The sequence below is a fragment of the Haloferax sp. Atlit-12N genome (genome assembly GCF_003383095.1).
Lineage (GTDB): Archaea > Halobacteriota > Halobacteria > Halobacteriales > Haloferacaceae > Haloferax.
In genome coordinates this window covers 359,701-377,121 of the sequence record NZ_PSYW01000003.1, presented here as the reverse complement: position 1 = coordinate 377,121, position 17,421 = coordinate 359,701, and the positions used below count along the sequence as shown (strand labels likewise).

The 17,421-nt window shown below is 66.4% G+C and carries 18 protein-coding genes; 11 read left to right on the top strand and 7 right to left on the bottom strand.

The window, feature by feature from the left end:
- Nucleotides 1-52: 52 nt before the first annotated feature.
- Nucleotides 53-1,081 carry a transcription initiation factor IIB family protein gene (locus C5B90_RS16020; protein ID WP_115882961.1) on the top strand — a complete coding sequence of 343 codons (1,029 nt, stop codon included), beginning with the start codon at nucleotides 53-55 and terminating at the stop codon, nucleotides 1,079-1,081.
- A gap of 157 nt (nucleotides 1,082-1,238) precedes the next feature.
- Here the strand turns inward: C5B90_RS16020 and C5B90_RS16015 are convergent, their stop codons facing one another.
- Nucleotides 1,239-1,673 carry a hypothetical protein gene (locus C5B90_RS16015; RefSeq protein WP_115882960.1) on the bottom strand — a complete coding sequence of 145 codons (435 nt, stop codon included), beginning with the start codon at nucleotides 1,671-1,673 and terminating at the stop codon, nucleotides 1,239-1,241.
- A gap of 95 nt (nucleotides 1,674-1,768) precedes the next feature.
- Complete coding sequence (locus C5B90_RS16010; protein ID WP_115882959.1) at nucleotides 1,769-2,263, bottom strand: TRAM domain-containing protein; 495 nt, start codon at nucleotides 2,261-2,263, stop codon at nucleotides 1,769-1,771.
- 150 nt (nucleotides 2,264-2,413) lie between these two features.
- Between C5B90_RS16010 and C5B90_RS16005 the strand changes: the two genes are divergently transcribed.
- Complete coding sequence (locus C5B90_RS16005; protein ID WP_115882958.1) at nucleotides 2,414-2,608, top strand: hypothetical protein; 195 nt, start codon at nucleotides 2,414-2,416, stop codon at nucleotides 2,606-2,608.
- A 24-nt stretch (nucleotides 2,609-2,632) separates the two neighbouring features.
- On the opposite strand, the gene C5B90_RS16000 is transcribed toward C5B90_RS16005, so the two are convergent.
- The 3 genes from C5B90_RS16000 to C5B90_RS15990 form a co-directional block, all read right to left on the bottom strand.
- Entirely contained in the window at nucleotides 2,633-3,178 is a 546-nt protein-coding gene (locus C5B90_RS16000) for a phage tail protein (RefSeq protein ID WP_115882957.1), read from the bottom strand.
- A complete protein-coding gene (locus tag C5B90_RS15995) occupies nucleotides 3,175-3,798 on the bottom strand; it encodes a phage tail protein (RefSeq protein ID WP_115882956.1) in 624 nt (207 codons plus the stop codon). Before C5B90_RS15995 ends, C5B90_RS16000 begins: the two co-directional genes overlap by 4 nt.
- A gap of 195 nt (nucleotides 3,799-3,993) precedes the next feature.
- Nucleotides 3,994-6,027 carry a copper-translocating P-type ATPase gene (locus C5B90_RS15990; protein WP_394337544.1) on the bottom strand — a complete coding sequence of 678 codons (2,034 nt, stop codon included), beginning with the start codon at nucleotides 6,025-6,027 and terminating at the stop codon, nucleotides 3,994-3,996.
- A 316-nt stretch (nucleotides 6,028-6,343) separates the two neighbouring features.
- On the opposite strand from C5B90_RS15990, the gene C5B90_RS15985 reads away from it, so the two are divergent.
- The 3 genes from C5B90_RS15985 to C5B90_RS15975 all read left to right on the top strand — a co-directional run bounded on the left by C5B90_RS15985 (nucleotide 6,344) and on the right by C5B90_RS15975 (nucleotide 7,886).
- On the top strand, nucleotides 6,344-6,943 hold the full coding sequence (locus C5B90_RS15985; RefSeq protein WP_115882955.1) for a MarR family transcriptional regulator: 600 nt from the start codon (nucleotides 6,344-6,346) through the stop codon (nucleotides 6,941-6,943).
- Between the two features lie 218 nt (nucleotides 6,944-7,161).
- Nucleotides 7,162-7,479, top strand: a complete 318-nt coding sequence (locus tag C5B90_RS15980; protein WP_115882954.1) for a hypothetical protein — start codon at nucleotides 7,162-7,164, stop codon at nucleotides 7,477-7,479.
- Nucleotides 7,480-7,535: 56 nt separating this feature from the next.
- Nucleotides 7,536-7,886 (top strand): SHOCT domain-containing protein, encoded by a 351-nt coding sequence (locus C5B90_RS15975; protein ID WP_115882953.1) that lies wholly within the window; start codon nucleotides 7,536-7,538, stop codon nucleotides 7,884-7,886.
- A 13-nt stretch (nucleotides 7,887-7,899) separates the two neighbouring features.
- Here the strand turns inward: C5B90_RS15975 and C5B90_RS15970 are convergent, their stop codons facing one another.
- Nucleotides 7,900-10,032: a beta-glucosidase gene (locus tag C5B90_RS15970; RefSeq protein WP_115882952.1), complete on the bottom strand. Its 2,133-nt coding sequence runs from the start codon at nucleotides 10,030-10,032 to the stop codon at nucleotides 7,900-7,902.
- 141 nt (nucleotides 10,033-10,173) lie between these two features.
- Here C5B90_RS15970 and bioB point away from each other — a divergent pair, with 141 nt between their 5' ends.
- Nucleotides 10,174-11,232, top strand: coding sequence for a biotin synthase BioB (gene bioB / locus C5B90_RS15965; RefSeq protein WP_115882951.1), 1,059 nt, complete (start codon nucleotides 10,174-10,176; stop codon nucleotides 11,230-11,232).
- A gap of 55 nt (nucleotides 11,233-11,287) precedes the next feature.
- Here the strand turns inward: bioB and C5B90_RS15960 are convergent, their stop codons facing one another.
- On the bottom strand, nucleotides 11,288-12,052 hold the full coding sequence (locus tag C5B90_RS15960) for an inositol monophosphatase family protein (protein ID WP_115882950.1): 765 nt from the start codon (nucleotides 12,050-12,052) through the stop codon (nucleotides 11,288-11,290).
- A 114-nt stretch (nucleotides 12,053-12,166) separates the two neighbouring features.
- On the opposite strand from C5B90_RS15960, the gene C5B90_RS15955 reads away from it, so the two are divergent.
- The 5 genes from C5B90_RS15955 (at nucleotide 12,167) to C5B90_RS15935 (ending at nucleotide 17,386) form a co-directional block, all read left to right on the top strand.
- Nucleotides 12,167-12,844 (top strand): glycerophosphodiester phosphodiesterase, encoded by a 678-nt coding sequence (locus C5B90_RS15955; RefSeq protein WP_115882949.1) that lies wholly within the window; start codon nucleotides 12,167-12,169, stop codon nucleotides 12,842-12,844.
- Between the two features lie 131 nt (nucleotides 12,845-12,975).
- Nucleotides 12,976-14,454: an ABC transporter substrate-binding protein gene (locus tag C5B90_RS15950; protein ID WP_115883043.1), complete on the top strand. Its 1,479-nt coding sequence runs from the start codon at nucleotides 12,976-12,978 to the stop codon at nucleotides 14,452-14,454.
- Nucleotides 14,455-14,477: 23 nt separating this feature from the next.
- On the top strand, nucleotides 14,478-15,371 hold the full coding sequence (locus C5B90_RS15945) for a carbohydrate ABC transporter permease (protein ID WP_115882948.1): 894 nt from the start codon (nucleotides 14,478-14,480) through the stop codon (nucleotides 15,369-15,371).
- Between the two features lie 4 nt (nucleotides 15,372-15,375).
- A complete protein-coding gene (locus C5B90_RS15940; protein ID WP_115882947.1) occupies nucleotides 15,376-16,242 on the top strand; it encodes a carbohydrate ABC transporter permease in 867 nt (288 codons plus the stop codon).
- Nucleotides 16,243-16,252: 10 nt separating this feature from the next.
- Nucleotides 16,253-17,386, top strand: coding sequence for an ABC transporter ATP-binding protein (locus C5B90_RS15935; RefSeq protein WP_115882946.1), 1,134 nt, complete (start codon nucleotides 16,253-16,255; stop codon nucleotides 17,384-17,386).
- The last annotated feature ends 35 nt before the right edge of the window (nucleotides 17,387-17,421 follow it).

Genomic DNA, 17,421 nt, shown 5'->3' with positions numbered 1-17,421 from the left:
CATATTCCAACCGAGAGCCCATTACCCTCGATAGGGAATAAGCCGATACTCAATGGATACGAAACACGTCGACTGGCGTTCGATGCGGGACGAGTCGGCACCGACGGCGGAGCCCGAGGTCCGACGGTCCGGCGAGGAGCGCGACGAAGACGAGGCCGAGGCGTCCGAGGCAGCGGTCGCAGAGCGGACCGACCTCGTCTACGACGAACAACACGGCGAATGGGTCGACCCCGAGACGGGCGAAATCCTCCGCGAGGACGAAATCGACCGCGGCCCGGAGTGGCGCGCGTTCGACGCCGCGGAGCGCGACCAGAAGTCCCGCGTCGGGTCGCCGACGACGAACATGATGCACGACAAGGGACTGTCGACCAACATCGGCTGGCAGAACAAGGACGCCTACGGCAACTCCCTGTCGTCGGGACAGCGCCAGAAGATGCAGCGACTCCGCACGTGGAACGAGCGGTTCCGCACCCGCGACTCCAAAGAGCGTAATCTCAAGCAGGCGCTCGGCGAGGTCGAACGGATGGGCTCGGCGCTCGGGCTTCCGGACACCGTCCGCGAGACCGCCTCGGTCATCTACCGCCGCGCGCTCAACGACGACCTGCTCCCCGGCCGCTCCATCGAGGGTGTCGCCACGGCCGCCATCTACGCCGCGGCCCGACAGGCCGGCGTTCCGCGCTCGCTCGACGAGGTCCGGCGCGTCTCCCGCGTCGACAAGATGGAACTCACCCGGACGTACCGCTACGTCTCCCGTGAACTGGGTCTCGACATGAAGCCGGCGGACCCCGCGCAGTACCTCCCACGGTTCGTCTCCGAACTCGATGTGACCGACGACGTGGAGCGCCGCGCTCGGTCGCTTCTCGACAACGCGAAGCGGCAGGGCATCCACAGCGGCAAGAGCCCGGTCGGACTCGCGGCGGCGGCCATCTACGCCGGCGCGCTCCTCGCCGACGAGGAACTGACGCAGTCCGAGGTGAGCGAGGTGACCGACATCAGCGAAGTGACGATCAGGAACCGCTACCGCGAACTCCTCGAAGCGACCCAGAAGTCGGGCGAGAGAGCCGTCGGAACGACCGCCTAACGCGGATTTTCGGGCGCAAAACGCAGTTTTTCTCTTCGGCTCGGTTCGTTTTCAGCGAGTGCGTTCGGACTGTCCAGTCCATTCAGTCCGTTCGGTCCGCGGTCCGTTCGGACCGTTCAGTTCGACCGCGAGCGACGCGGTGACGCTCTCAAACGCGTCAGCGGTTGCAGGAACACGACGAACGGGTCGCACCGCCGCGTCCCGGCAGAGCACCGCGGACGCGGTCGGCGAGTTCACTCGCAGTCTCGCGGAGGACGGCGGCGTTCGATTCGGACCGTCGCTCTCGGAAGTCGAAGTAGAGCGCTGTCGGCAGGAGGAGCGAGGCGTACACACCGCTGACGGCGACGGCAATCTGTAGCGGGTGGTCGGCGGGGACGACTGCCCAGCCGACCGTGATGAGCGCCCACAGCGCGATTCCCTGTCGGACGGTCGGACGCCATCGGTTCGCGAGTGTCGGCTGCGCCTGCGCGTCTGGGCCGCCGTGGGCGGCGGCGTCGTCGCTCGATTCGAACGCCGGGCGGTCGGCTCGGGGGGACTCGGTTCGGGTGTCGTCACGTGGAGAAGAGGCGTGACGGAGCGTTCGTTCGGACATGTGGTGGTATCGACGGCTATGGCTCCGAACCTAATGTGGCCCTGTTTGGAATAGACCAACTCCGAAGGGCGAAAGCCGCGGTCGGTCTCGACGGGTCAGTTGACGCCCGCGCCGTCGACCGGTTCCGCGAACGCGACGGTCTGTTTCACGTCGGTGACTTCGACCTCGACGCGGTCACCTGGCTCTGTGCCGGGGACGATGATGACGAAGCCGCGTTCGACCTTCGCGATGCCGTCGCCCTGGTCGCCGAGCGTGTCGATGATGACGGCTCGGACGTCGCCCTCCGCGACGGGCGGTTGTCGCGGCTGTGAACGCGCCTCGCGGGAATCCGGCGCCGAAGCCTCCGGTTCCCGCTCGTCGCCCGAACTAATGCCGCGGCCGTCGGTCGTCTTCGCTGCCGTCGGTTCGGCCGACGCCTCGGTCGTCGACGCCGTGCCCGGACTGGTCAACAGCGCGACGCGGTACAGTTCCTCCGTCGAAATCGACCCGCTTTCGACGAGTTCGCTCGGAATCGACACCACGTAACGGTCGCCGTCTCGCTCGACCGAAGTCTCGAAAAGGAGCCGAAGAGAATCTGAGATATCAGTCACTTCCCCCTACTTCGCGCCAAACCAAATAAAAGGTGGTGAAAATACCGCACTCGTTTCGCCGACGATGACCGATGGAACCGACCGAGACCCGCTTGTCCACGACAACGGGCGCGCCCGAAAACACATGACAACCGGACACAATTTTTAGCTATGGCACGCGACACGCTCGTTTCGTGGAAGACGTTCGCGCTGTTCGTCTTGTTTCCGCCGGCGGCGCTCATCGCCCTCGTGTTCTTTCCCCTGACGCTGCTCGTCTTCGGGTGGCTGTACTACCGCGGCAAGCACGAGGCGATGCTGGAGTCCGACGAGCGAGCGGCGGCGGGACCGAACGACCTCGGTCCGTGAGACGCCGTCGTTGCGGGCCCGAACTCAGTCGGCGCACTCGTCGAGGTCGGTGAGGGCGTCGATTCCTTCGTGGGTCAGTTCGAGCGACTCCGTCGCCACGGCGGCCGCGTCGGCGACGAGATGCGGCCCGGTCCACCTGACCGGCGTCGCCGCCCGGCAGACCCACCCGCGAACCGGCTCGCCGGTCGCGTCGAGCAGGCAGATTCGAACGTCCTGCGGGGTCGCCTCGCCGTCGACCCACGCCCGGAACCACGCCCACAGCGACTGGTCGTCGGTGACGCCTCGACGGAGTTCGAGCGGCGGCGAACTAGTTGCTCGGCGGGACGGTGAGGGAGGCCGCGGTCGCGGGGCCGGTCGCTTCCGCGCGCGACGGCCGCGGCGGTCACGGCGGTCGCGGCGGTCGCGGCGGTCGGTCTCGGATGGCGGCGGTTCGGACCGCGACTCGTCTCCGTTCGCGGACTCGGCCGCCACCGAGAGCCCGCGAACCTCGGAGAACCCCAGTTTCGGGAGCGCGTCGCATCGGACCCGAAACCGGTGTGCGCCGTAGGGGTCGGGCTCGGTCGCGGTCACGTCTCGTCGGACTCCTCATCACCGGCGCGACTCACTTTCAGTCGCGGTTCGTCGATGCCCTGCGGCAGTCCCTCGCCGACCGGGAAGTCGAGGTCCGGCAGTGACGGGGTGGTACCACCATCGCTCTCGGTGTCCTCGGTATCGTTCTCACTCTCGTCGTCCTCGTCGTCACCGGTTTCGACCGCGACGCGGGCGAAGCCCTCGTGGACGACGACGAGGCGCTCGACGGCGACTTCGGAGGCCATCGCGTCCAATCGGGGCGCGTCGTACTTCGAGGGCCACGCCTCGCGGAAGACCCAGCGAGCGGCGGGGTTGCCCGTCGCGTCCAGCAACACGACCGCGGCGTCCCGCCGTGCCTCGTCCATCCGGCCCTGTTCGACGAGCGTCCGCCACTCGGACAGTTCGAGCGACCGGTCTGTCACGCCAACTTCGAGCACGAGCGGCCCGTACTCGTTCAGTCCGGGAAGTTTCCGCGGCGTCGGCGGGTCCGCCCCCTCGCGGTATTCGACGACCGCCGAGGTCGCCGACGGAAGGTCACAGCGGCTGAAACCGGCGGTCACGAGTCCTCCGATTTCGAGGATGAACCGTAGCTGTCTGTACGGGTCTGTCCGAGTGGCCATCGTCAGCGACCTCCGAGGAAAACGAGCGCCGACGACCAGGGTGCGGCGGTCCGCGAGGTATTGTCATGTGAGAACATATTAATCGAGACTCGCGGTGGCGACTAATGAACGTGTACCCTACGTGCGAAAACGCGCGGAATGAGAGGGTGTGTTCGAGCCGCCGACCGGAAGCCGTATTGCAGACGGTCGCCAGCGTCACGCCGAGAGATCGACACCCCGGAGGCGGCGGGCGTTGACCGCGACGATAATCGTCGACAGAGACATGAACACGGCGCCGACCGCCGGCGACAGGAGGATGCCGATTGGCGCGAGGACGCCCGCGGCGAGCGGGAGCGCGAACACGTTGTAGCCGGTCGCCCAGACGAGGTTCTCCTGCATCTTTCGGTAACTCGCCTTCGAGAGCTTGACGAGCCGAACCACGTCTCCGGGGTCGTTGTCGACGAGGATGATGTCGCCCGATTCGATGGCGACGTCGGTGCCGGAGCCGATGGCGATGCCGACGTCCGCCCTCGCGAGCGCGGGCGCGTCGTTGACGCCGTCGCCGACCATCGCGACCCGCTTCCCCTCGGACTGGAGCCGCGCTACTTTGGTGTCTTTCTCCTCGGGCAGGACCTCCGCGAAGTACTGGTCGATACCGAGTTCCGCAGAGACGGCGCGCGCGACGTCCTCGGAGTCGCCGGTCAGCATCGCGACCTCGATGCCCATCGCGTGCAGCGCCTCGACGGCCCGCCGGCTCTCCTCGCGGATGACGTCGGCGAGCGCGAACGCCGCGACGACCTCCGACTCGTCGCGAATCAGGTAGATGACGGTCTGCGCGTTCGAGCCGGCCTCGTCGGCGAACGACGCGATTTCGTCGGGATACTCGATACCGAGTTGGTCTATCAGGTTGGGGCCGCCGAGGTGAACCGTCTCGCCCTCGACGGTCGCCCGGACGCCGAGTCCGCGGAGGTTCTCGAACTCCGACACTGTGGCCCGTCGAACGTCGCGGTCGGCGGCGGCGTTCCGAATCGCGCGGGCGATCATGTGCTCCGAGTCGCCCTCGACGCCCGCGGCGACCTCGAACGCCCGCGTCTCGTCCCACTCGCCAGCCGTCTCGACGCCGACGACCCCCTGTTCACCCTTGGTGAGCGTGCCCGTCTTGTCGAAGACGACGGTGTCGAGGTTCCGTGCTTCCTCCATGGCGATTCGGTCGCGGACGAGCATCCCGTTCCGGGCGGCCGTCGAGGTGTTGATTGCGACCACGAGCGGGACTGCCAGACCGAGCGCGTGTGGACACGCGATGACGAGGACTGTCACGACGCGTTCGAGGACGCCGACGCTGAATCCGACCGCGAGGACCCACGCGACGGCCGTGACGCCCGCGGCGGCGAGCGCGGCGTAGAACAGCCACCCCGCCGCGCGGTCCGCGAGGAGTTGCGTGCGGGATTTGGACTGCTGGGCGTCTTCGACCAGACGCATGATTCCCGCCAGCGCCGTCTCGTCTCCCGTCTTCGTGACCCTCACGCGGAGGCTCCCGTCCTGATTGACCGTGCCGGCGATGACCTCCGAACCGGCGTCCTTGTCGACGGGGCGGGACTCGCCCGTAATCATCGACTCGTCGACCGACGACTCGCCTTCGACGACCTCGCCGTCGGCAGGAACCGACGCGCCGGGCCGGACGAGCACGACGTCGCCCTCCGAGAGCGCGGAGACGGGGACTTCCTCTGAGTCTCCGCTCTCGGTGACGCGCTCGGCGGTGTCGGGCATGAGTTTGGCCAGTTCGTCGAGCGCCCCGGAAGCCTGCCGGACCGACCGCATCTCCATCCAGTGACCGAGGAGCATGATGTCGATAAGCGTGACCAGTTCCCAGAAAAACGGCGTCGTCCCCTCGATGAACAGGCTCGCAATCGAGTAGACGAACGCGACGGTAATCGCCAGCGAGATGAGCATCATCATCCCCGGTTCGCGGTTCGCCAGTTCGGTCCGCGCCATCGAGAGGAACGGCACACCGCCGTAGGCGAAGACGACGACAGAAAGGACGGGCGTAATCCAGACGCTTCCGGGGAACGTCGGCGCGGCGTAGCCGAAGGTACCTTGGACGAACTCGCTGAAGTAGACGACCGGCAACGACAGCGCGAGCGACACCCAGAACCGCCGCCGAAACATCTGCTCGTGGCCCGAATGGTCGGTGTGGGCCTGGCGATGGTGGTGTGACGAAGCGTCGTGGTCGTGGTCTGGGTGGGTGCTCATGGATTGGAGGGTGGGGCCGTTTTCCGTATCTTGTCCGCCTGAAACAGCGCGGCGCGGTCAGGCGAAGGGGATTCGGGGGAGAGCGGCAAGGGAGCCGCCGACGTACACGGAAACGTACGCTCCCCGGCCTTATGCGGATTTTCCCTTCGAAACATCGGCTCTGAGACGGTCGATATCTTGGAATCGAAAACATCGCCGGTCATCCCGAACCCTACCGGGCGCACGCGGGTGTGGACGCAGCAATCACAACTGGTACACCGGTGTCGCTCCAATCACCGTGCATGAACGAGCACCACGGTAAACCGAGGTGGGACGGATGAATCGGCGACGAGCAGACGCGGTCGTCGGCGCGCTCGTCGCTGGCACCGTTCTCATCGGCGGAGCGCTCAGTTGGCAGGCGTACCAGCGACAGCAGGCGTTCGAGCAGATGGGGTCGATGATGGACATGGGAACGTCGATGGGGGCCGTCCACGGAACGAACCCGCTGTGGTACGTCCTCGGGACGGTCCTCGCCGCGACCGTCATCGGCGGCGGGTATCTCGCGGTTCGAGACGCGCTCGACGGTGCGGACGCGAGCGAGCGCGTTCAGGACCGGACAGCAAATCCGACCGACCGAGAGCGGTCCGAACCGCCGGTGGAAGCCGAGGAATCGGAGGAGACGAGTACCTCGGGGTCGCACCCGCGGACTCGCGTGCTGGACCTCCTGCCGGAGGACGAGCGCCGGGTGCTCGAACCGGTTCTCACCTCTCCGGGCATCACGCAGATAGAACTCCGAGACCGCTCTGACTTCTCGAAGAGCAAGGTGAGCCAGACGGTGAGTTCCCTGGAAAAACGCGGGTTGCTGTACCGCGAGCGCCAGGGGCGAACGTATCGAATCTATCCGAGCGACGAGTTACAGCAGAACCAAGCGCCGTAGCCGACTGCCGCGGCGTCTTCTCGCCCGCGGGTTGCCCGAACCGGTGCGTGAAAGTGCGTGGGAAGACCCGACACCGACGAATTCGGCGCGGATGAACGGTCTCGTTTCTGAAAAACGATTAGAACTCTGTATAAACGTTCTCGGACGTTCTCAGCGCAGGGTTCACACCCATCCCGATAACTCCGGAGCGGCCCTACGACCAACCGAGGAGAAACACAATGACCAACGTCAAACTCGGCCGCTGGCTGCTCGCGGCGCTCGCAATCGTCGGACTCGCGGTCGCCGCGCCCGCTGTCAGCGCACACGGTGACGAAACGGCTGTCGACGACGCGGCCCCGACTAGTGGAACCGCCGCCGAGTGGGCGGCGTGGATGGAGTCGCAGATGACCGAACACATGGGACCGGGGAGCGTCGAATGGATGGAGTCGCACATGGGCGTGACCATCGACGAGATGGCCCGAGACATGGCTGACGGCAACCACGACCACGGAAGGTACGGACAGGGCGGCGGCATGTACGGTCAGGGCCACTGCTGACGGCTCTGACCGACTGAATCGCCTCGACAGAACACCGAAACTCACTAATTCGAAATATGACACGACGTGACATGCACCTCGGACGTACTGCTCGCCGCCTCGCGATGCTCGCGGTCCCGCTACTGGTCGCGGCGACCGGTACGGCCGCCGCCATGGGCGGCGGATACGGCGGCGGCATGATGGGCGGTGGCTGGGGGCTCTTCGGCGGCGGGATGGGCCTCTGGGGACTCCTCTGGATGGGGCTACTGCTCGCGGTTCCGCTGTACCTCGTCTTTGCCCTCGGGAAGCGGCGGGAGAGCGAACCCGACGAACGGCCGCTGTCGGTCCTCCGAACCCGCTACGCGCGGGGCGAACTCTCGGACGACGAGTTCGAACGGCGGCGCGAACAGTTGGAGCGCTCCGAATAGCTCGTTCGACTGGCTACCGCGACACCGTCGTCTCGGCCCGAACGTCGCGGGACGAACGGCCGACCTCCACGACGTACTCACCGGCGTCGACGGTCCACCCGTCGGACTCGTCGTATCTGCGGAACGCGTGCTCGGACAGCGAGAGTTCGACCGTCTCGGTCTCGCCGGCGGCGACTTCGACGGCCGCGTAGCCGGCGAGTTCTCGCGTCGGGCGCTCGACGCCCGCGACGGCCGGCGGGCGGACGTACGCCTGCACGACTTCTCTCCCGTCGCGGTCGGACGCGTTCGTCACCGCGACTGCGACCGCGTCGTCGCCGCGCACCTCCGCGTCGCCGTACTCGAAGGTCGCATACGAGAGGCCGTGTCCGAAGGGGTAGGTCGGCTCGGCGTCCGCGTCGGCGGCGTCGAAGTGCCGGTAGCCGACGAAGACGCCCTCGTCGTACTGCGCCTCGTCGTCGACGCCCGGGAATCGTTCCTCGGCGGCCGTGGGGTACGAGTCCTCGGGTGCGAACGTGACTGGGAGGCGACCCGAGGGGTCGACGTCGCCGTAGAGGACCGACGCGAGCGCGTCGCCGTCGGCCTGTCCGGGGTACCACGACTCGACGACGGCGTCGACCGAGTCGCGCCACGGCAGTTCGACCGGGCCGCCGGACTGGACGACGACGACGGTTCGGTCGGCGGCATCGGCGACGGCCTCGACGAGTTCGTCCTGTCCGCCGGGGAGTCGGAGCGTCTCGCGGTCCGCGCCCTCCGTGGTCGCGTCCCTGACGACGACGACCGCGACGTCGGCCTCGCGGGCGCAGTCGGCCGCCGCGTCGATGTCGGGCGTCTTCCCGCCGGGGAAGTCGTCGGCGTGGTCGCCGCCGTCCGCGGGTCCATCGTCGAAGAACGAGGGCGTGACGACGCGTTCGACGCCGGGTTCGAACGCGACCGAGCCGTCGGTTCGGGCGCGGATTCCTTCGAGCGCCGAAACCTCGCGGGCGGGGTTGACTTCGGAGGAGCCGCCGCCGCCGAGCATCGCCTCCGCGACGCCGGGGCCGACGAGCGCAACGTCGGCGTCGTCAGAGAGCGGGAGCGCCCCGTCGTCGTTCTTCAGGAGGACGGTCCCGCGGGCGGCGAGCGTCTCGGCGAGGTCGCGGTGGTCGGGCGTGTCGAGCGCGCCGCCGTCGCCCCAGTCGCCGTCGAGGAGGCCGATTCGAGCCATCTGCCCGAGGATTCGCGCGACCATGTCGTCGAGGCGGTCGGCCGGGACCGCGCCTGACTCGACCGCGGATTTCAGCTCGGTCGCGAACCTGGGCGTCGTGGTCTCGCCGGCCGGGATGCTCTCGTCGTCGCCCTCCTCAAGCATCTCGGCGTCGGGGTCGATCCCGAACGCCTCGTGGAGCGCTTCGAGCGAGATACCCGGCATTTCGAGGTCGAGGCCGGCGGTGGCCGCACCGACGGCGCTCGCGGTGCCGAACCAGTCGGAGACGACGTAGCCGTCGAAGCCCCACTCGTCTTTCAGTACCTCGGTGACGAGTCGTCGGTGGTCGCTCATGTGGGTTCCGTTGACGCGGTTGTACGCGGTCATGACCGACCCCGCGCCCGCCTCGACGGCCGCCTCGAATCCGGGGAGGTAGAGCTCTCGGAGCGCCCGCTCGCCGACTTCGGCGCTGACGACGAGTCGCTTCGTCTCCTGGTTGTTGGCGACGTAGTGCTTCGGCGTGGCGAGGACATCCTCGGACTGGATTCCCTCCACGACCGCGGCGGCGAAGTCGGCCGTCACGACGGGGTCCTCGGCGTAGTACTCGAAGTTACGCCCGCAGTTGGGGACGCGAATGAGGTTCAGCCCGGGGCCGAGGACCGCGTGCTGACCGCTGGCTTTGGCCTCGCGGGCCATCGCGACGCCCTGTCGCCGTGCGAGTTCGGGGTCGAACGTCGCCGCCACGGCGATGGAAGCCGGAAAGGCGGTCGACGAGCGGCCGGGGATACGAATCCCGAGCGGCCCGTCGGCGAGGCGAAGTTCGGGGATGTCGAGTCGGGGGACGCCGGGCACGTAGCCGGTCGCCGTCCCCTCGGGGTCGGCCGCCCCGCGCACGAGCGAGCACTTCTCGTCGAGAGAGAGCGAGTCGACCAAGTCGGAGACATCGGGGTCCGAGAGAGCCATAGAACTGGCTACGAGTTTCGTCAGTAGCTCGAATAGTGTTGTGATGCCAGCAGGGCAGGCACCCTGTCGGGGAGTCGGTGGCCAGGGTGAGAATGTCGACGAGGCAACGGGTTTTTGAACTCGTCAACTGAGATGTGAAGTATGGTTTACGAGACTGGAAACCCAACTGTCGACGACGCGGTGCGGCGAGTGCTCGGCGGCGAGGAACTCGACCGAACCGACGGCGTGGCGCTCATCGCCCAACCGGTCGAGGCGCTCGCGGCGGGGGCTGATTACGTCCGCTCGGTCCGCTCCGACGGGACCGTGGACGCCTGTTCCATCGTCAACGCCAAGGCCGGCGACTGCGCCGAGGACTGCGGGTTCTGCGCGCAGTCGGCGCACTTCGACACCGGTATCGAGACGCACGGCTTTCTCGGACCGGAGGCGGTGTTGGACGCCGCGCGACGCGCCGAGCGCGACGGCGCACAGCGGTTCGGCATCGTCGTCGCCGAGAAGGGCGTCTCGAAGGAGCGCCGGCCCAACGAGTGGGCAGAGGTGCTGGCGGCGATTCGACTCGTCCGCGACGAGACGAGCGTCGAAATCGACGCCTCGCTCGGTCTGCTCACCGAGGAGGAAGCGCGAATCCTCGCCGACGAGGGCGTGAACCACTACAACCACAACATCGAGACCTCGCCGCGGTACTTCGACGAGGTGGTCGGAACCCACGACTTCGAGGACCGACTCGTGACGCTCCGGCGGGCCAAAGACGCGGGGATGGACCTCTGTGCCGGCGTCATCCTCGGGATGGGTGAGACGCCGGCGGACCGCGTCGACGCCGCCATCGAACTCCAGAAAGTCGGCGTCGAGTCGCTCCCGGTGAACGTGCTCAACCCCGTTCCCGGGACGCCGCTCGGCGACGCCGACCACGCGGACATCACGACGACGGAACTCGTCAAGACCGTCGCCGTCTACCGACTGCTCCACCCCGACGCGCGCGTCCGACTGACCGGTGGCCGGGAGGCGAACCTCGCGCCCGACGAGCAACACCTGCCGTTCGAAGCCGGCGCGGACGGCGTCCTCACCGGCGACTACCTGACGACCGACGGGCAGTCGCCGGCGGCCGACATCGAAGTGGTCGAGCGGGCGGGCCTCGAACCGAACCGCGCGGTCAACGACTTCGACGTGGACGCCGTCAAGCGCCGAGAAGCGAGAGACGGCTGAGGGGGCGGGTGAACCGCCGAGCCGTCGAACCGCTGAACCACCCGAGACATGCCGCTCATCCGAGGGCGCTGTGCCGAGACATGAGCGAGATGACCTGCCGGTGGAGCGCCTGATTGGACGCGACGACGGTGTCGCCGGTCACGTCGTCTATCGCTTCGACGTGCGTCACTTCCCCGCCGGCCTCGCGGACGAGGAGCGGGCCGGTCCTCGTGTCCCACATATCGAGGTTCTGCTCGAAATACACGTCGAACCGGCCGGCGGCGACGAGCGCCAACTCCGCGGCGGCCGACCCCATCCGGCGAACGCCTCGCGTCGATGCGCAGAGCGCTTCGAGGTACGCGCCGTCGCCGTTCGCTCGGGCCAGCGAGTCGAACCCGGTCACGACGAGCGCGTCCGACAGCTCCGCGGCGTTCGAGACCGAGAGTTCCCGGCCGTTGACGAACGCGCCTTCACCCTCGATTGCGACGTACAACTGGTCCGCCGGGACGTAGTTGACGACGCCGACGTCGGGCCGCGTCGCCCCCTCGTACATGATAGAGACGGAGAAATGCGGCACGCCGTTGTGGAAGTTGACCGTGCCGTCGAGGGGGTCGACGACCCAGCGCGGCTTCGGGCGGAACTCCGGAGAACCCTCCTCGGAGACGACGTTGTCGTCCGGGAACGCGGCGGCTATCACGTCGATGATGCGCTCTTCGGCGGCCTCGTCCGCCGGGCGGTCGCGGGACCGCCCGCGAGACCTCGACTCGAAGCGGGCCCGTAACTCGTCGCCGGCGACCTCGGCCGCCCGAGTCGCGGTCCACAGGTAACGGTCGTCAACCATACACCGGATTGGCCGTGGCTCGTATATTGTGACTGCTATGTTGTCTCAATAGTAATCTGTTCAGTACGTTGCTATCATAGTACGGTTGATAAGTCGTTGCCAGTGACGTATCGTATGCTCACTATCGGGCATCGAGGCTGTGCGGGCCAGTATCCAGAGAACACGATTTCGGCAATCGAGCAGTCCGCGCCCCATGTCGACCTCGTCGAGGTGGACGTGATGCGCTGTGGCACCGGGGAACTGGTGGCGTTTCACGACGACGACCTGTCTCGGCTGACGACGGCCTCGGGTCGACTCGCCGAAACCGCCGTCGACGACCTCACGACGCTTCGAGTCGACGGCTCGGAGGCGACGATTCCGCGGTTCGACCACGTGGTCAAGGCGTGGCCCGCGGGCACCGGCATGAACCTCGATACCCGCGACCCGGAGCTCGTCGAAGACGCCTTAGCGGCCGTCGAGGCGCTCGACGAACGGGTCGTCCTCTCGTCGCCGTCGCGCGAGGCGGTCAGTATCGCGCTGGAGACGCCGACGTCGGCCGAGGTCGGCTACTCGTTCCGCGACGACGTTTCCGCGGAGTTGGCGTGGGCGACAGAACGGGGCTGTGATTTCGTCCACGTCGAACACGGCCTGTGCACCTCCACGGACCTCGTGGAGCCCGCGCACGACGCCGGCCTGCTCGTCGACGCGTGGACCGTCGACGACGAAGTGACCGCGACGACCCTCCAGTCGCTCGGCGTCGACGCCCTCACCGTCGACCGATGGGACGTCGTCGCCGTGGAGTCGCACTCGTGAACTCCACTCGATTCCCGAGGCTGTCGGCCGCCTTTTTATACCCCAATCAGAGCGGTACGAGCCACACCAGAGGACAACATATGTCTAATTATTTGCGATATAATGGTAAAATTTAAATTATGTGTTCGGATATGTCCCAGTACATGCCTGAAAATGGCCCTGTCGGCGAGCGAGCCGAAACGACGAACCGAGCTATCGGGCGCACAACCAGTCGACGCGGATTCCTCGCAACGGCGGGGGCTGTCGGCGTCGCGGGACTCGCGGGCTGTTCCGGTGGGAGCAACTCACCGACCCAAACCGAAGGCGGGAGCGGGAGCACCGACCAGTCGGGGACGACGGCCGGGTCGTCCGGCGCGCAGGACGTGACCGTCTCGTTTTGGCACATCTTCGGCGGCGAACTCGGCCAGACGCTGGGAGACATGGCCGCCGAGTTCTCACAGCAACGCGACGGCGTCACCATCGAGGCAGTCAACAACGGCGGCTACCGGCAGAACCTCAACCAGTCGCTGCAGGCGTCGCGGGCGGGTGACCCGCCGGGCATCGTCCAGATATTCGAGGTCGGGACGCGGCTCGCGCTCGACAGCGGCTCGTTCACGCCGGTCGAGGAGATTCTGCCAGAAGGCCAAATCGACTTTGACGACTTCCTGCCGTCAGTCTTGAACTATTACCGCATGGATGGGACGCTGAACTCGATGCCGTTCAACTCCTCGAACACCATCATGCTCTACAACAAGAGCGCGTTCGAGGAGGCCGGCCTCGACCCCGAAAGCCCGCCGCGGAGCCTCGCGGAGGTCCGGCAGGCCGCACAGACCATCGTCGACCAGACCGACATGGAGAGCGGAATCAGCTGGCCGAACCACACGTGGATGCAGATCGAACAGCAGTTCGCGAAGCAGGACCAGGTGCTCGTGAACCAGGAGAACGGCCGCGACGGTCGGCCCGACCAGACGTTCTTCAACTCCGAGGCGGGGCGCAGCGTCTACTCCTGGTGGAAGGGGATGGCCCAAGACGGCCTCTATCTCAACCCCGGCATCGAGGCGTGGGGCGAAGCGCGACAGGCGTTCCTCACCCAGAAGGTGCCGATGCTGTGGGACTCCACGTCCAACATCGTCTCGATGCAGTCCGGCGCGAAGGAGAACGGCTTCGAACTCGGCTCCGGCTACCTGCCGACGCCCGACGGCGCGAACACCGGCGTCGTCATCGGCGGGGGGTCGCTGTGGGTGCCCGACGCCCTCTCCGACGAGAAGAAGCAGGCCGCGGGTGAGTTCATCGCCTACGTCACCCAGACCGAACAGCAGGCGCGCTGGCACCGCAACAGCGGCTACTTCCCGGTCCGACAGAGCTCCATCGACCAGCTCACGGACGACGGGTGGTTCGAGAACAACCCCAACTTCAGCACGGCGTTCGACCAGCTACAGGACACCGAGGACACCCCCGCGACGCGCGGCGCGGTGATGGGCGTGTTCCCCAAGACCAGGTCGATTAACGAGGAGATATCGGTCAGCATCATCAACGACCAACTCGGCGTCGAAGAGGGACTGTCGCGGATGGACACGCAGGTCGGCGAGGCCCTCGAAGGGTACAACGGCAACTACGACGGGAGCCAGTAGGCACCCCCCGACACGTCAGTCACATGTCTACTGCCACAAAACCGTACGATTCGACGCTTCAGGCGGCGCTGTTGTTACTCCCGACAGCGGCGGTACTCGTCGCGTTCCTGTACTACCCCGCGCTCGAAACCTTCCGTCTCAGTCTCTACGAGACGCTGTTTCTCGGACAGCGACAGACGTGGACCGGGCTCGGGAACTTCGTCAGCCTGCTCACGTCGGGCGTCTACCAGTACAGTTTCTTCATCACGGTCGCGTTCGCAGCGGTCGTCGTCTTCGGGACACTCGGCGTCTCGCTGTTGATCGGCTACCTGATATTCTCCGTCGACGTCCGGTCGTCCGTCTACCTCGTCGCCGCGATTTGGCCGTACGCGCTCCCGCCGGCGGTCGCCGCGATTCTCCTGAACTTCATCCTGCACCCGAATCTCGGCATCTTCACCCACTACCTCGAACTCCTGACGCCGCTCACTTTGGACTGGTTCAACGACGGCCCGCAGGCGTTCGCCATCCTCGCGGTCGTCGTCATCTGGAAGCAACTCGGCTACAACATCATCTTCATCGTCGCCGCGCTGAACAACATCCCCGAGATACTGACGGAGAACGCGCGCATCGACGGCGTCGGTCGGTTCAGAATGCTGTACAAGGTGTATGTGCCGATGATTGCGCCGACGATGACGTTCCTCGTCGTCATGAACACGATATACGCGTTCTTCTCGACGTTCCCGCTCGTGGACCTGATGACGAGCGGCGGGCCGAGCGACGCCACGAACTTCCTGATATTCAAGCTCTACCGCGACGCCTTCCAGTTCAACAGCCTCGGACTGGCGTCCGCGCAGTCCGTGATTCTGTTCGTCGTCGTGTCGATTCTGATGTACATCCAGCTTCGGTTCGCGTCGGGCTACGGGCGGTACGGAGGATAACGAGATGGCCACAGAGACAGACACCACGACGTTCGACGCGGGAAAGCTCGCGCACCGCCTGCCGGACGACGCGCTGCTGCACGGCGGCATCGTCTTCGCAATCCTCCTGATGGCGTCGCCGCTGCTGCTCGCGATTATCATGAGCACGCAGTCGACGACGGAGGTGTATCAGGTGACGAACCTCGGCCTCGGGTCGAAGGGGCTGTCGAACTACTCGGACGCGCTCGTGAACTACGACTTCAGCACGTACATGCTGAACTCGTTCGTGATGAGCGTCATCGTCGTCGTCGGGAAGGTTACGCTCTCGCTGTTCGCGGCGCTCGCGCTCGTCTACTACCGCTTCCCGTACGAGCGGGCGGTGTTCATGTTCATCCTGCTGACGCTGTTGTTGCCGGTGCCGGTTCGAATCGTCCCGCTGTTCCAGTTGATGGCCGACCTCGGGTGGACGAACTCCCTGTTGGCGTTGACCGGGCCGTACATCGCGAGCGCGACGGCCGTGTTCCTCTTTCGCCAGCAGTTCATGGGAATCCCGGCCTCGCTCGTCGAGGTCGCGCGCCTCGACGGCGTCGGCCCGCTTACCTTCCTGTTCAGGGTGCTCATCCCGATGTCGAGAGGGATGATTGCCGGGGTGTGCGTTATCACGTTCATCTACACGTGGAACCAGTTCCTCTGGCCGCTGGTCGTCGTGACCGACAAGAGCAGTCAGGTCGTCCAAGTGGGGATTCGGTACCTCCAGGGCTCCGCGCAGGCGGGGCTGACGCAGTGGGGACTCATCATGGCCGGCGCGGTCCTCGCGTTGCTCCCGCCGCTCGTGGTACTCATCGTGCTGCACCGACCGCTCCTACGAACGCTCACCATCCAACAGAAATAGCGAACTCATCATGTCAGACATCACGATTCAGAACCTACGGAAGACGTACGACGACGTGCGCGCCGTGAAGGGTATCGACCTCGAAATCGAAGACGGCGAGTTCCTCGTCGTCGTCGGCCCCTCGGGGTGCGGGAAATCCACGACGCTCCGAATGCTCGCCGGCCTCGAATCGGTGACGGACGGCTCTATCGCCATCGGCGACCGCGTCGTCAACGAGGTGCCGCCGAAGGACCGAAGCATCGCAATGGTGTTTCAGAACTACGCGCTGTACCCGCACATGACGGCGGCGGAGAACATGAAGTTCGGTATGAAATCGGCGAGCGAGTTCTCCGCCGACGAAATCGAGCGGCGCGTCGAAGACGCCACAGAGACGCTCGACATCGCACACCTCCGTGACCGGAAACCGAAGGAACTCTCCGGTGGGGAGCGGCAGCGAGTCGCTATCGGGCGGGCGCTCGTCCGCGAACCGGACGTGTTCCTGATGGACGAGCCGCTGTCCAACCTCGACGCGAAGCTCCGGGTGCAGATGCGCGCCGAACTGCTCAAACTCCACCGCGACCTCGAAACGACGACCGTCTACGTCACCCACGACCAGACGGAGGCGATGACGCTCGGCGACAGAGTCGCCGTGCTCGAAGACGGGACACTCCAGCAGGTCGCACCGCCGCAGACGCTGTACGACTACCCGACGAACCAGTTCGTCGCCGGCTTCGTCGGCGAGCCCGCGATGAACTTCGTTCCCGTGGCGGTCCGACGGCAACGCGGTGAACACGTCGCCGAAGCGCCGGGGCTCTCGCTCACGCTCCCCGACGGCTCCGGACTGGACGACGTGGACGACGACGGACTCACGCTCGGCGTCAGACCCGAAGACGTGTCTCTCGTCTCGAACACCGCCGGGGCGTCGGAGTCGTTCACCGCCGAGGTGACAGTCACCGAACCGCTCGGAGAGCTCCTGCTTCTGCACTGTCGCCTCGGCGACGAGGAGATTCGGGTCAAGGTCGAGCCGCGAAGCCGGATTACGGCCGGAGACACCGTCGAACTCGCCGTCGATGCGGACCGCCTGCACCTGTTCGATTCGAGCGGCGACGCCGTGTACCACTCGTCGGTGCCCGAGCGAGCGACCGAGAGCGTCGTGGCCGATTGACGAGGCGAGCGGCGAAGCGAGCGCGGGGCGCGTCG